The following is a 13,343-nucleotide window of genomic DNA, read 5'->3' as shown; positions in this document are numbered from 1 at the left end:
AACATATGAGTGAAAACAATTGGAAAACGAAAATTATATTATTTTTGACCGCTCAAACTATTTCGTTGTTCGGCTCCTCTCTCGTGCAATACGCGATTATATGGTATATCACCCTTACAACATCATCAGGAGTGATGTTGACTATTTCAACTGTTTGCGGTTTTCTACCACAAATTGCGATATCTTTGTTTGCAGGTGTTTGGATTGATCGTTATGACCGTAAAAAGATGATTATGTTATCGGATGGAATTATAGCGATTGCGACGTTAGTTTTAGCAATTTTATTTTTAACAGGATATAAAAGTATTTGGTTACTTTTTATTGTGTTACTCATTCGTTCAGCTGGAACAGGAGTACAAACGCCAGCTGTGAATGCATTAATTCCGCAAATCGTTCCGAAAGAGTATCTTATGAAAGTAAATGGAATAAATAGCAGTATTACATCTTTAATTATGTTTCTTTCTCCAGCAGCAAGTGCTGCGATTCTTTCTATTGCCAGCATTGAAACAACATTTTTTATTGATGTTATTACAGCTATGATTGGAATTAGTATTATGTTTGTCATTCATGTGGAAGGACATGTGAATGTAGAAAGTAAGCAAAAATCTAATCTACAAGGAATTAAAGAAGGGTTCACTTATTTAAAAGAAAATGTATTTATTAAAAGGCTAATCGTTTTATTGATTATCGTCATGATTTTAATAAGTCCAGCTGCTTTTTTAACACCTTTAATGGTAACTCGTTCTTTCGGGGCCGAAATGTGGAGACTTACTGCTAGTGAGATGACCTTTAGTGCGGGTGCGGCAGCTGGTGGCGTATTGATTGCAGCGTGGGGTGGTTTTCGTAATCGTATGCATACAACAGCGCTAGCTTGTGCATTATATGGACTGCTTATGATTGGACTCGGAATAGCACCGATATTTATTATGTATTTAGTCTTTAATTTTTTAATTGGTATAACAATGCCGTGCTTCAATACACCAGTTACTGTGTTATTGCAGGAGAAAGTAGAACCATCAATGCACGGACGGATGTTTAGCCTTGTACAAATTGCGAATTCATGCGCGCTTCCTTTAGGAATGATAATATTTGGTCCGTTGTCGGATATGTTTAGTGTAGAGATTTTGTTAATTTATGCTGGGATATTCGTGCTATTTTGCGCAATGTATATTGTATTAAGCAAGAGGTTTGAAGTGTAAATATTTATAATTTAGAAGGTTTGCGAAGTGATTTAAGATGCTTTGCAAACCTTTTTGTTGTTTGTTTAGTCAATAATTATTTATTGTTTAACAATAAATAATTATTGACTGTTAATTCTTTTTTAGATAATATGATGGTAAGAATCTAAGGGGAATTACATAAGTAGAGGAGAATGTGAAATGAAAAATAAATACGTAGTAGCTATTTCTTTCATGATTTTAGCGATTATTTCTTTAACGATACATGCTTCAAACAGTAAAGTAGGAGCGGATGGATTTCTTGAAGAACCTTTCTTTTTCCTAGTACCGATAAGTTATATATTGTTCCTTAGTGGTATTGGTATATTGCTATTTGGATTTATTACTTCAAAGCTGAAAAAGGGCAATAGATAGGGACAAAACACTCACTATGAAATAGAAACATACCATATGGAAGAAAAAGAATAAGTGAGATGAATCATGATGAATCATTATTTTTATAATGGTAGACAAGTAGGAGCTGCTATTACGCTGGCTGGGGCACAAGGGACAATTCATGCTGTGAATCAAGCTATTCAAATGCAGCAACAAGCATATTTTGCACAAATGATGCAAAGTCAGTATATGCCGTATTCACAACTTCCGATGCAAATTGTACATTACGATGTACATCCAGCTGGTTTATTTTCCATTCCATATGGCGGGACATATTTCTTATGAAAGAAAGCGACTCAATAGAGTCGCTTTTTTTATATTCCGCCTAGCTTCATTCCAAGGAAGGCGAAGAGGATACCAATTATGTAAGTAGCACTTAAATATAAAAGGAAGATGTATAGCTTTTTACGATTGAGAAGCTGAACAGATTCTAATTTAAGCGTAGAAAATGTAGTGAATGCGCCCATAAATCCAGTACCTAATAATAGTTGCCAGCCTGTAGTAACTCCGTTGCCGATTATATATCCAAGTAAAAATGCTCCTGTTATATTAATAAGGAATGTAGCAATTGGAAATTGTGTTTTATTTCTTTTCTTAAACCAATTGCTAATTGCAAATCGTGTAATCGCACCGAAAAATCCTCCTGTTGCGACTAATAAAGCTTCTATCATGAGTAATCACCTTCTGTAAGAGATTTCTTAATTAAGAAATCTCCAAGTGTATAGCCAAGGCCAGACATAATGAGGCCACCCAGTATGCTGCATGATACATATAAGAAGGCTATGCTCCACCCAGAATGATTGATCAATTGCACAGTTTCTACACTAAATGTTGAAAAAGTCGTAAAGGAACCGATGAATCCAGTTCCGATGCCTGTGATAACCTCTGAAGGTAAGATGTTTAGCCGAGCGATATAAGTAGTTAGCCACGCTAAGAAAAAGCAACCGATTAAGTTAATGAGTAATGTTGCCAATGGAAATGAATGATGCCAAAATGTGTTGATATTAAGACCTAAATAATAACGAGAAAGAGCTCCTAATATACCAGCAATGCCAACGATAATATAAATCAATTTTCTCACCTCTTTAAATAGCTTGCTCAAAAAAATAGACTCCTACCAGTATCCATACTGGTAGGAGTCATTAGCTAAGCAGCGTTTATGGCGAACTCCATCGCCTATGATTATTACATATAGTGTACTAAATATACCGTTTAATTTCCAGTGAGGAGGTGGGTGTAACGTTTCTTTTTTTGATGTATGAAGGTTTTTCAAGTAATTAAAATGGGATCGATTACTTATCAACTAAATATAGTGATATACGGTTTTAATTATGATAAAATGTTTCTTATGTGTGTCGTTTTGTTTTATTTGACTGAAAATAAAGAAAAATAAATTTGCGTGAAAAGGAGTCATTTATTTGAAGAAATTTTTAAAAATCGTATTTACATGTGTTTTAGTAGTAGCGGGCATTGTAGGAGGATTTCTAGCTTATATGACACTTACTAAAGAACAGCCTGCTGATGTTATAAGCTTGAAGGTAGAGAATAATAAGGAGCGCGTATTAGCGACTGGAAATGAGTTTAAAGTTACAACATTTAATATTGGATATGCTGGGTTAGATAAGGATCAAGATTTCTTTATGGATGGTGGAAAGGGATCTGGTTCAAGTAGTAAAGAGCAAACGGAAACTAATTTAAAGAATATGCTTTCGTTTTTACAAAATGAGAATAGTGATTTTGCGCTATTACAAGAAGTTGATATAAAGTCACTTCGTTCATTTGATGTAAATGAACATGAATTTTTGAAAAAAGGATTACCTGATTATGTTTCGTCATTTGGCAAGAACTACGATACGAAATGGGTTCCAGTGCCAATAACAAATCCAATGGGATATGCGGAGGCTGGATTAAGTACGTTTTCTAAATACACTGTTCAAGAAGCGAAGAGGTTCCAGCTGCCTGGAATGGAGCCTTGGCCAAAGCGTTTGTTTGATTTAGATCGAGCAATTGTGGAATATAAAATTCCTGTTAATAATGGGAAACATGTTAGACTCGTAAATTTACATTTGTCTGCTTATGATGAAGGCGGGAAAATTAGAAAACAGCAAGTAGAGTACTTAAAAGAATATATGAACAAGCATTATGAAAATGGTGATTACGTAATAATGGGCGGAGATTGGAATCAATTAGTTTCAAACGCTCAATTAAGTGATCCGAAGTTCGTGAAAGAGCGCCCTGAGTGGTTAGTAGAGTTACCGAAGGACTTTACAGACGGCGGCTTTAAGTGGGCTGTAGATCCGTCTGTTATGACTGTGAGAGATGATGTAAAGAAATATGTAGAAGGTGAAAATTTCGTCACTATTATTGATGGCTTTATCGTTTCACCGAATGTAGAGATTGTAAATGTACAAGGGAGAGATTTAAAGTTTGAAAATAGCGATCATAACCCAGTAAGTGCGGTATTTAAACTGAAGTAATTGATATGTATAAGTAGAAGGTGGGGCTTCATATGGAGTGGTTAAAGAGGACTTGTTTTTCTAACCTTGAGAAAGAATCACAGAAAAATCATTTATTACTGTTTATAACGATTTGTAGTTTCTTTCTTGGGATAATCGCAATTGGGTATTATGGATATATTTTTACAGAGAGAGCAATAGCGTTTTGGATTTGTGGTATTTCTGTCGTTGCATTTGGAACGCTTTTTACTTTTATAAAAAGTATGGAATCAGCGTATAAATATATCATGACATTTATGTTGCTTACAATGTCTTACATTATGGTACAAGCCTTTAATGAAAGCCCGGCTGTATTTCAAATGGTCTATTTTACATTAGCTGTTTCACTTATTTACTTAAGTGAGCGCCTCATTTTAATTCTTGGCGGGGTAGCTGTTGTGATCACATTTATCCTTTGTAGCTATTGGCCGGAGCAATTTTTTGCTTATACAGCCTCGTCTGAAGCTGCTAATTTCGCAAGTTTGTTAGCGATTGTAACAATCGCTATGTGGGGCGTCACGAAAATCGGTTCTAATCTGCTCCTTCGTTTAAGTGATGAGAAGCAAGAAGTAATGAGAAAAGCTCAGGAGTTAGAAGAGACGCAAAGACTTATTGAAGAAACAGTTGTGAAACTAGATAGTAATTTCAATCATTTAAGACAAAATATGAACACGTCGATGGAATCGATGAGTGAAATTAATTTTGCCTTTGAAGAGGTGGCAGTTGGTACGCAATCACAATCAGAGATGATGTATCGTTCGGTAGAAGTATTGAATGATATGGAGGGAAATATTGAACAAATCATCTCTCAAGTAAGAACTGCATCGGCTCGTGTGGATGAAAGCTTAGAAATTTCAAAAGGTAGTGTACATACTCTAAGAAATTTTGAAACTAACATGAGAAGTTTAAATGATGTTGTTTCACAGTCTGGAATTATATTTAGAGATTTAATGATGCAATCGAAACAAATTAATGAAATTGTAGATGTAATAACGAATATTTCAAGTCAGACGAGTTTGCTAGCTTTAAATGCAAATATTGAAGCTGCGAGGGCAGGCGAGCATGGAAAAGGTTTTGCTATTGTAGCGAGTGAAGTGTTAAAGCTTGCTGAAGAATCAAATCGTTCTGCGGGAAGAATTCAAGGGATTTTGAAGGAGTTTAGTAATCAAGCAAGTAAGGTAGAAGTGCAAGTAGAGAAGTCAGAAAGAGTACAAGAAGAATGTAACGAGATGTTAGTAAGCGTTTTAACAAATGTAACTGATTTAGGGAAGTTTATTGATGCGATTAATGAAGTAATGCGAGAGGTTGTTGTTCATCAAGAAAGTTTCCAAGTTAAAACAACGAATATCGTAAAGGATGTTACGCATGCTTCTAACGTAATTCAGCAAACTTCTACAGCTACAGAAGAAGTGCTAGCGAGTGTGGAAGAAGAAAAACATCGAAATGATACGTCAGTGAAGACGTTACAAACTGTTAGCGAGCAAGTGAAGTTGTTAGAAGATATTTTAGAAAAGTAATATTGCTTGGAAAGAGCACGAATGATGTGCTCTTTTTTCATTGAAACGAATACTTGATAGGAATTTAATTGCTTTTCTGCGCGTTTTCTGCCAAGCTTAAGGAGATAAAGTGAGACTAGTACATACTGATTATTAGCCCTCACCAATCAAGCTATCCGCAAATAGCGGAATAAAATACTTCAAAGAAAGAATTAAATAGGTGACGCATATGATCGAAGTTAAGACTTCTGAACTTAGTGATGGAGAATTTAATAGAGGTGTATTTGCAACTCGTGATATTAAAAAAGGTGAGTTGATACACGCAGCACCAGTTATCTCTTATCCGAATGAACAGCATGAACACATTGAGAAAACATTACTTGCTGACTACGCATTTGAGTATGGAATCAATCATACGGCAATCCTTTTAGGATACGGTATGTTATTCAATCATTCATATACACCGAATGCAACGTATGATATTGTCTTCGAGAACCATACGTTTAACTTCTATGCTTATAAAGATATAAAAGCAGGAGAAGAAATTTTAATCAATTATAATGGTGAAGTTGATAACGATGAGCTGTTATGGTTTGATAAAGAAAAAGAAGAGAACGAAAAGTAATATAAAGAGTATAGAAAGAGCGCATTCTGTGGGATGTGCTCTTTTTTTATTGATGTAAATAAAGTAAAAAGTACAAAAAAATACCACTTTCTTTTTGTGTGGTATAGTAAGATACTGAGGGATAGTGTTTTGAAAAAGTCACATATTTTACAAATTGTTGTCTTTCTGATGACATGTCAAGTTTAGTAGTCCATTTGGGTTGCTTTATTATGCAATATATATTTTAATATGAGTGGCACCTCTTATAAATTAAGAGGTTTATAGGTGTCTCGAATTGATTTTGGGTACACTGTATCCACCACTTTAGGTTCTTTCATGTACGTGGGGATATTATGGGCCCGTATAACGGGATAAAATGAATATAGAAATAGAGGAATCGTAAAATGAATATGCAAGAGGTTTATAAATATTTAAGTACGGTATTGCCTGAAGGACATGTTAAACAAGATGAAATGTTAAAGAATCATACGCATATTAAAGTTGGCGGAAAAGCAGATGTTTTTGTTGCGCCTACAAATTATGATGAAATTCAAGAAGTTATCAAATATGCGAACGAATATAATATTCCAGTTACGTTTTTAGGAAATGGATCGAATGTCATTATTAAAGATGGTGGAATTCGCGGGATTACAGTAAGTTTAATTCATATTACAGGTGTTACTGTAACAGGAACGACGATTGTAGCACAGTGTGGTGCAGCAATTATTGACGTATCACGTATTGCCTTAGACCATAACTTAACGGGTCTTGAGTTTGCTTGTGGTATTCCAGGTTCAGTTGGCGGAGCATTATATATGAATGCTGGTGCATACGGCGGTGAAATTTCGTTTGTATTAACAGAAGCTGTCGTAATGACAGGTGATGGAGAGCTACGTACTTTGACGAAAGAAGCATTTGAATTTGGATATCGTAAGAGTGTATTTGCGAACAACCATTACATTATTCTTGAAGCGAGATTTGAACTTGAAGAAGGTGTACATGAAGAAATTAAAGCAAAAATGGATGATTTAACGTTTAAACGTGAGTCAAAACAGCCTCTAGAATATCCTTCATGTGGTAGCGTATTTAAGCGCCCACCAAATAACTTTGCTGGTAAGTTAATTCAAGACTCAGGACTACAAGGTAAGCGAATTGGTGGAGTAGAAGTTTCTTTAAAACACGCTGGGTTTATGGTGAATGTTGATAACGGAACAGCACAAGATTACATCGATTTAATTCACTTCGTACAAAAGACAGTTGAAGAGAAATTTGGCGTGAAGTTGGAGCGAGAAGTAAGGATTATTGGAGAAGATAAGGAATAAAGAAATACGTATGAAGATATGAATTATTTTAAAATAATATTTGGGTATTGTTGACAATTTGTTTTCAATTCAATATAATGGCTAATAATTTAACAAATAACATACGTTGAAAGAGCCCAGTAGCAGTTTGTCACTGTTAACGAGAGAGCTAGGGGTTGCTGGAACCTAGCACAAACAAACTTGTGAATTACACTCTGGAGTATCTTAGGTAATGCTAAGCGGACTGGCAATCGATATTATTGCTAAGAGTGGTATGAGTAGCTATGCTATTTATACAAACTGGGTGGTAACACGGTGAATAATCGTCCCTATGTCATAGACATAGGGATTTTTTGTTTTAAAAAAATAAAGGGGATGACAAAAGATGAATATCATTGATGAGTTAGAATGGCGCGGCGCCGTTAATCAACAGACTGACGAAGAAGGTTTACGTAAGTTAGTAGAAGAGAAGAAGATTTCGCTATACTGCGGAGTTGATCCGACTGGTGATAGTATGCATATCGGACATTTAATTCCGTTTATGATGATGAAAAGATTCCAGTTAGCTGGTCATCATCCTGTTATTTTAATTGGCGGAGCAACAGGAACAATTGGTGATCCGAGTGGACGACAATCAGAGCGTCAACTTCAAACGTTAGAAGTGGTTCAGCATAATGTAGATGCGTTAACAGCACAAATGAAAAAGCTATTTGATTTTGGTGGAAATAGCGAAGTGAAGATGGTAAATAACTATGATTGGACACATGAAATAAATATTATTGAGTTTTTACGTGATTACGGGAAAAACTTTAGCATCAATAGCATGTTAGCAAAGGACATCGTAGCGAGTCGTTTAGATACAGGGATCTCTTTCACAGAATTTACGTACCAAATCTTGCAAGCGATGGACTTCCATCATTTATACACGAAAGAAGATGTTCAACTGCAAATTGGTGGTAGTGACCAATGGGGCAATATTACGAGCGGTTTAGATTTAATTCGTAAGTTAGAAGGGCACGAAGCGAAAGTATTCGGATTAACGATTCCGTTATTATTAAAATCAGATGGTACAAAGTTCGGTAAATCAGCAGGCGGCGCTGTTTGGCTTGATCCTGAAAAAACGACACCGTTTGAATTTTATCAGTTCTGGGTGAATACGGATGATCGTGATGTCGTTAAATACTTGAAATACTTTACATTCTTAACGAAAGAACGCATTGATGAATTAGCGGTTAAGGTGGAAACAGAGCCTCATAAACGTGAAGCACAAAAAGTACTAGCAGAAGAAATGACGAAATTCGTTCATGGAGAAGAAGCATTCCTGCAAGCTGTGAAAATTACAGCAGCGTTATTTAGCGGAGATATTAAATCGTTAACAGCTGATGAAATTGAACAAGGCTTTAAAGAAATGCCAACATTCCAGTCTTCAAAAGAGACGAAAAACATCGTAGAGTGGTTAGTCGATTTAGGAATTGAACCATCTAGACGACAAGCACGTGAAGATATTAATAACGGAGCGATTTCTATGAATGGTGATAAAGTAACAGATGTGGGTACGGATGTTACTGTAGAAAATTCATTTGATGGAAGATTTATTATTATTCGTAAAGGGAAGAAGAACTACAGCCTTGTGAAGTTAGGCGAATAGTTTGTGTGAAAGGATGGGAGTAGGAAGAATACTTCCATCCTTTCGTATACACAATTTGGACATAAAATAATCAGTAAATTTAGATAATTAAAAGGGTTATATTATTCTTCTGCCGAATAAATAAGTTAGAGAAAATTACGGATAAAAATAGCCCGAACCATGCAGGGCATGATTCGGGCTTATATTCAGATTAGTAAGCTAAGCTGAATAGACCTTTAATGTGTGATAAGTAACGAACGTTACTTGCTTCTTTCATTAATGATGCTGGTAAGCCTTTAAGTGGAGTATTGCTTGCTCCGATTGTAGCAACTGCATCTTTACGTCCTAGACTAGCAAGTGTTCCAGAGTTTACAGGTGCGAACTCTTCTAATGCTTTGCCTTCTAGTGCTGCATATAAGTTGTATCCAATTAACTCACCCATTTGCCAAGCGATTTGTGCAGTTGGTGGGTATGGACGTCCGTCTGGAGCGAAGACAACAGCGCTGTCTCCAGCAACGAATACGTCTTTGTGAGAAGTAGATTGTAGGTATGCATCAACTGTTGCACGTCCACGGTTAACTTCAAGACCTGATTCACCGATTAGTGGGTTACCTTGAACGCCGCCCGTCCAAACGAATGTGTTAGCAACAAGTTTTTGACCGTCTTTTAAGTCGATTTCGTTGCCAGCAACGTTTGTTACAGGAAGACCAGTTAAGAATGTAACGCCGCGCGCTTCTAGGCTAGTAGTTGCACGTTCGATTAAGTGGTCTGGTAATACTGGAAGGATTTTTGGACCTGCTTCAACAAGAAGAAGTTTAACTTCTTTTGGATTTACGCCGTGGCTTTTTGCAAGTTTAGGCATAATGTCAGCAAGCTCACCAACTAGCTCAACGCCAGTTAATCCGCCACCACCGATTACGATTGTAGCATCAGCTTCGTTTTTCGTTTTCGCGTATTCACGAATACGGTCTTCAACGTGTTTGTAGATTTTATTTGCATCAGCAGCAGATTTTAATACCATGCTGTTTTCTTCTAGTCCTGGAATACCGAAGTAAGCAGTTTTACTTCCTAAAGCAACTACAAGTGCATCGTAAGATAAAGTAGTGCCACCAGCTAGTTTGATTTCTTTGCTATCAACTGAGAATGACTCAACTGTTGCAATTTTAAGATCGATGTCTTTCCCTTTGAAAAGCTTTGTAAGTGGCATTGCAATTGCTTGCTCAGACACGTTACCAGCTGCAAGGCGGTGTAGTTCAGTGATGATTTGGTGTGTTGGGTATTGGTTAATCACTGTAACTTGTGCTTCTGATTTGCTGTAATATTTACGTACGTTTAAAGCGGCAAGAAGACCGCCATAACCAGCGCCTAAGATGACAATTTGTTTTGACATAGTATGATATCCCCCGTCTTTACTAATTGTTGTTATAAGTTAAATTATTTATTGTTACGTTCTGCACTAATTTGAAGATATGCGTTCACAAAGCGGAACATTTTTTGTGCTTGTGGATCTTTTAATAATTTTAAAAGACCGAATAGGCCGATAACTTCGTTGCTTTCGTCAGCACGATCTTTCGCTTCGATTGCAGTTGCAGCCATGCTTTTCACTGTATCTTTTACAGGTTCTACAAGCTCTGTAATTGCACCAACAGTGTCGCTTTTTAATACTTCATCAGTAGCAACAGTTTGAGCGAAGTCATAAGACTTAGTTAAAATGTTAACAAGCTCAGTTAATTTTGGAAGCTGTTCTACTAGTGTTGTTAATGATTCTTGTACCTCAGGTTTTAACAACTGATCAAGTACATCAAGTTGTCCTTGGCTAGCAGAAATTTGTACAGTTTCTTGTTCTGGCTTTGTTTGAGTCATAGTTTCTGGCATCTCCAATTCTCCTTTACGATAGCAATACTCTTATTTTTGATAAGTAAGATAGTAAACGGTTACGAAACTTTATACAAAGTTTCACAAAACACAATAAAATGCCTTTAAATTTATGACAGCAAGTAAGCTGCAAACATAAATCTAAAACCATAACGTCTTACTTATTATTTATGAACTGTCCGATACATGGCTTGTCCGCATAATGGAAAAGCTCCGTTACCGGAAAGTGTATATAATATATATCCTATATTATATACTATATACACCTATGTTAACATAAAAATGATTCCTAATTATTTGATATTGAGTGTATAACGTAGTGCTGACAAGGTATGAAAGCGTATAAAATATTTTGTTTCAGTTAGAAATGTACATATATATATAGAAAAAAAGGAAGAAACGAACAAATTCATGTTCGTTTTTTCTTTTTTCCTATTATTCACCTTCCGCAATTAGCATCGATGTGTTACCTTCTTTTTCAAGATGGCATTCGCCCCAAGAACAAAGAGAATCAAGAATGGATTCTAAAGACCAACCGTAATCAGTAAGAGAATATTCTACTTTTGGCGGGACTTGATTGTATACTTTTCTTTGAATAACGCCGTCGTCTTCTAATTCACGTAATTGCTGTGTTAACATTTTTTGTGTAATACCAGGCATGGAACGTTTTAATTCACTGGTTCTCTTTGTACCTTTCGTTAAGTGACAAAGAATAACAACTTTCCATTTGCCGCCGATAACTTCTAAAGTCGCCTCTACAGGAATATTGTATTTCTTCATATGAAATCCTCCCTTTGTGAGTAAAATAAGTTAAATCATACAAATGTTACTTTTTAGTACCTATAGCACTTTAAAGTACGTACTTTTTATCATGTTAAATATGTTTCATAATAGCACATGTAAGAGGCAAATGAGTAGTACGGTACCAAAAAGTGACTATGTTACTTTTTGGTTCCTATAGTACTTTAAAGTGCGTTCTTCAAAAAAAGAATGAAACCATTCATAATAGCATTTGTAGAGATTAAATATATTTTTTAGAAGATAAAAGGGCCTTTTTATCGCACTATTATGATTGGATTTCTTGTAATAAGGAGGAATTCAATTGAGTTCATATACAGTACCATCTTCGGAAGTTCAGACGAACCGAAGAAGTATGTTTGCTTTATTAGCACTAGCAATTAGTGCGTTTGGGATTGGTACGACTGAGTTTATTAGTGTCGGTTTATTACCATCTATTTCAAAAGATTTAAATGTTTCGGTTACAACAGCTGGTTTAACTGTATCCCTATATGCGTTAGGGGCGGCAGTAGGAGCTCCTGTTTTAACAGCGTTAACGGCTAGTATGTCGAGAAAGACATTATTAATGTGGATTATGGTTATCTTCATTATTGGTAATGGTATTGCGGCGGTAGCAACAAGCTTCACTATATTAATTATTGCAAGGATTGTAGCTGCGTTTGCACATGGTGTGTTTATGTCAATTGGATCTACAATTGCAGCTGCAATCGTACCAGAGAATAAACGTGCTAGTGCCATTGCCATTATGTTTACTGGATTAACAGTTGCGACTATTACAGGTGTGCCAATTGGAACGTTTATCGGTCAACAATTTGGCTGGAGAGCGTCATTTATGGCGATTGTTGTAATTGGAATTATTGCTTTTATCGCGAATAGCATACTCGTCCCATCCAATTTAAAAAATGGTGTACCTGTATCGTTTCGTGATCAATTCAAACTAATTAAAAATGGAAGACTGTTACTTGTTTTCATTATTACTGCACTTGGATATGGCGGTACATTTGTAACATTTACGTATTTATCACCGCTATTACAAGAAGTAACAGGATTTGAAGCAAGTACCGTTACGATCATTTTATTAGTGTATGGAATCGCAATTGCGATAGGGAATATGGTCGGCGGAAAATTATCGAATCATAATCCGATTCGAGCGCTATTTTACATGTTCCTTATTCAAGCGATTATATTATTTGTTTTAACATTTACAGCGCCATTTAAAGTAGCTGGATTAATCACAATTATTTTCATGGGACTATTCGCATTCATGAATGTTCCGGGGCTACAAGTATATGTAGTTATATTGGCAGAGCGCTTTGTTCCAAGTGCGGTTGATGTTGCTTCAGCAATTAATATTGCCGCATTTAACGGAGGAATCGCTTTAGGTTCTTATATAGGTGGCCTTGTAACGAATTCGTTAGGATTAATCCATACTGCTTGGGTAGGCGGTCTTATGGTAGTAGCCGCTGTTATTTTAACAGCGTGGAGCATGACATTAGAAAAAAGAGATCAAGTAAAATAAAAGGAGAGAAAATAA

At 35.9% G+C, this 13,343-nt stretch carries 14 protein-coding genes, 1 riboswitch and 1 other annotated feature; of the genes, 9 read left to right on the top strand and 5 right to left on the bottom strand.

Annotation, left to right across the window (positions count from 1 at the left end; all coding sequences use genetic code 11):
- Positions 1–5 precede the first annotated feature (5 nt).
- The 3 genes from DN404_RS16630 (at position 6) to DN404_RS16620 (ending at position 1,898) form a co-directional block, all read left to right on the top strand.
- Complete coding sequence (locus tag DN404_RS16630) at positions 6–1,199, top strand: MFS transporter (protein ID WP_001293750.1); 1,194 nt, start codon at positions 6–8, stop codon at positions 1,197–1,199.
- A 180-nt stretch (positions 1,200–1,379) separates the two neighbouring features.
- Positions 1,380–1,592, top strand: coding sequence for a DUF3955 domain-containing protein (locus DN404_RS16625; protein ID WP_000792610.1), 213 nt, complete (start codon positions 1,380–1,382; stop codon positions 1,590–1,592).
- 66 nt (positions 1,593–1,658) lie between these two features.
- The gene (locus tag DN404_RS16620; RefSeq protein ID WP_000980956.1) at positions 1,659–1,898 is read left to right on the top strand and encodes a DUF3947 family protein; all 240 of its coding nucleotides are present in this window, start codon (positions 1,659–1,661) and stop codon (positions 1,896–1,898) included.
- 29 nt (positions 1,899–1,927) lie between these two features.
- On the opposite strand, the gene crcB (DN404_RS16615) is transcribed toward DN404_RS16620, so the two are convergent.
- Positions 1,928–2,284 carry a fluoride efflux transporter CrcB gene (crcB, locus tag DN404_RS16615; protein ID WP_000568585.1) on the bottom strand — a complete coding sequence of 119 codons (357 nt, stop codon included), beginning with the start codon at positions 2,282–2,284 and terminating at the stop codon, positions 1,928–1,930.
- The gene (gene crcB, locus DN404_RS16610; RefSeq protein WP_179951866.1) at positions 2,281–2,685 is read right to left on the bottom strand and encodes a fluoride efflux transporter CrcB; all 405 of its coding nucleotides are present in this window, start codon (positions 2,683–2,685) and stop codon (positions 2,281–2,283) included. Before crcB (DN404_RS16610) ends, crcB (DN404_RS16615) begins: the two co-directional genes overlap by 4 nt.
- A gap of 54 nt (positions 2,686–2,739) precedes the next feature.
- Positions 2,740–2,799, bottom strand: a riboswitch (Fluoride riboswitch).
- 232 nt (positions 2,800–3,031) lie between these two features.
- On the opposite strand from crcB (DN404_RS16610), the gene DN404_RS16605 reads away from it, so the two are divergent.
- From DN404_RS16605 to tyrS, 5 genes are all read left to right on the top strand, one after another.
- Positions 3,032–4,090, top strand: coding sequence for an endonuclease/exonuclease/phosphatase family protein (locus tag DN404_RS16605; RefSeq protein WP_149215244.1), 1,059 nt, complete (start codon positions 3,032–3,034; stop codon positions 4,088–4,090).
- 32 nt (positions 4,091–4,122) lie between these two features.
- Positions 4,123–5,625, top strand: a complete 1,503-nt coding sequence (locus tag DN404_RS16600) for a DUF4077 domain-containing protein (RefSeq protein WP_149215243.1) — start codon at positions 4,123–4,125, stop codon at positions 5,623–5,625.
- A gap of 208 nt (positions 5,626–5,833) precedes the next feature.
- A complete protein-coding gene (locus DN404_RS16595; protein ID WP_000573649.1) occupies positions 5,834–6,229 on the top strand; it encodes an SET domain-containing protein in 396 nt (131 codons plus the stop codon).
- Positions 6,230–6,612: 383 nt separating this feature from the next.
- Positions 6,613–7,530, top strand: a complete 918-nt coding sequence (gene murB / locus DN404_RS16590) for a UDP-N-acetylmuramate dehydrogenase (RefSeq protein ID WP_001057102.1) — start codon at positions 6,613–6,615, stop codon at positions 7,528–7,530.
- Positions 7,531–7,627: 97 nt separating this feature from the next.
- Positions 7,628–7,843 (top strand) — a binding site (T-box leader).
- 51 nt (positions 7,844–7,894) lie between these two features.
- Positions 7,895–9,157, top strand: coding sequence for a tyrosine--tRNA ligase (gene tyrS / locus DN404_RS16585; protein ID WP_149215242.1), 1,263 nt, complete (start codon positions 7,895–7,897; stop codon positions 9,155–9,157).
- Between the two features lie 190 nt (positions 9,158–9,347).
- Here the strand turns inward: tyrS and DN404_RS16580 are convergent, their stop codons facing one another.
- The 3 genes from DN404_RS16580 to DN404_RS16570 form a co-directional block, all read right to left on the bottom strand.
- Positions 9,348–10,526 carry an NAD(P)/FAD-dependent oxidoreductase gene (locus tag DN404_RS16580; RefSeq protein WP_063538010.1) on the bottom strand — a complete coding sequence of 393 codons (1,179 nt, stop codon included), beginning with the start codon at positions 10,524–10,526 and terminating at the stop codon, positions 9,348–9,350.
- Positions 10,527–10,570: 44 nt separating this feature from the next.
- Complete coding sequence (locus DN404_RS16575) at positions 10,571–11,011, bottom strand: DUF1641 domain-containing protein (protein ID WP_001115309.1); 441 nt, start codon at positions 11,009–11,011, stop codon at positions 10,571–10,573.
- A 435-nt stretch (positions 11,012–11,446) separates the two neighbouring features.
- Positions 11,447–11,791: a winged helix-turn-helix transcriptional regulator gene (locus tag DN404_RS16570; RefSeq protein WP_000760481.1), complete on the bottom strand. Its 345-nt coding sequence runs from the start codon at positions 11,789–11,791 to the stop codon at positions 11,447–11,449.
- A gap of 373 nt (positions 11,792–12,164) precedes the next feature.
- Between DN404_RS16570 and DN404_RS16565 the strand changes: the two genes are divergently transcribed.
- Positions 12,165–13,328: an MFS transporter gene (locus DN404_RS16565; protein ID WP_164876544.1), complete on the top strand. Its 1,164-nt coding sequence runs from the start codon at positions 12,165–12,167 to the stop codon at positions 13,326–13,328.
- Positions 13,329–13,343 lie beyond the last annotated feature (15 nt).

This window comes from Bacillus sp. TE8-1, assembly GCF_008368855.1.
GTDB classification, from domain to species: Bacteria; Bacillota; Bacilli; order Bacillales; family Bacillaceae_G; genus Bacillus_A; species Bacillus_A cereus.
The sequence above is the reverse complement of the archived record's forward strand: the minus strand, read 5'-3'. Positions and strand labels throughout refer to the sequence as shown.

Excerpts from the sequence above, each read along its gene's own strand:
- tyrS (WP_149215242.1), top strand. The coding sequence starts at position 7,895 with ATGAATATCATTGATGAGTTAGAATGGCGCGGCGCCGTTAATCAACAG.
- murB (WP_001057102.1), top strand. The coding sequence starts at position 6,613 with ATGAATATGCAAGAGGTTTATAAATATTTAAGTACGGTATTGCCTGAA.
- DN404_RS16570 (WP_000760481.1), bottom strand. The coding sequence starts at position 11,791 with ATGAAGAAATACAATATTCCTGTAGAGGCGACTTTAGAAGTTATCGGC.
- DN404_RS16630 (WP_001293750.1), top strand. The coding sequence starts at position 6 with ATGAGTGAAAACAATTGGAAAACGAAAATTATATTATTTTTGACCGCT.
- DN404_RS16575 (WP_001115309.1), bottom strand. The coding sequence starts at position 11,011 with ATGCCAGAAACTATGACTCAAACAAAGCCAGAACAAGAAACTGTACAA.
- DN404_RS16595 (WP_000573649.1), top strand. The coding sequence starts at position 5,834 with ATGATCGAAGTTAAGACTTCTGAACTTAGTGATGGAGAATTTAATAGA.
- DN404_RS16620 (WP_000980956.1), top strand. The coding sequence starts at position 1,659 with ATGATGAATCATTATTTTTATAATGGTAGACAAGTAGGAGCTGCTATT.
- DN404_RS16625 (WP_000792610.1), top strand. The coding sequence starts at position 1,380 with ATGAAAAATAAATACGTAGTAGCTATTTCTTTCATGATTTTAGCGATT.
- crcB (WP_000568585.1), bottom strand. The coding sequence starts at position 2,284 with ATGATAGAAGCTTTATTAGTCGCAACAGGAGGATTTTTCGGTGCGATT.
- DN404_RS16580 (WP_063538010.1), bottom strand. The coding sequence starts at position 10,526 with ATGTCAAAACAAATTGTCATCTTAGGCGCTGGTTATGGCGGTCTTCTT.
- DN404_RS16565 (WP_164876544.1), top strand. The coding sequence starts at position 12,165 with ATGTTTGCTTTATTAGCACTAGCAATTAGTGCGTTTGGGATTGGTACG.
- DN404_RS16600 (WP_149215243.1), top strand. The coding sequence starts at position 4,123 with ATGGAGTGGTTAAAGAGGACTTGTTTTTCTAACCTTGAGAAAGAATCA.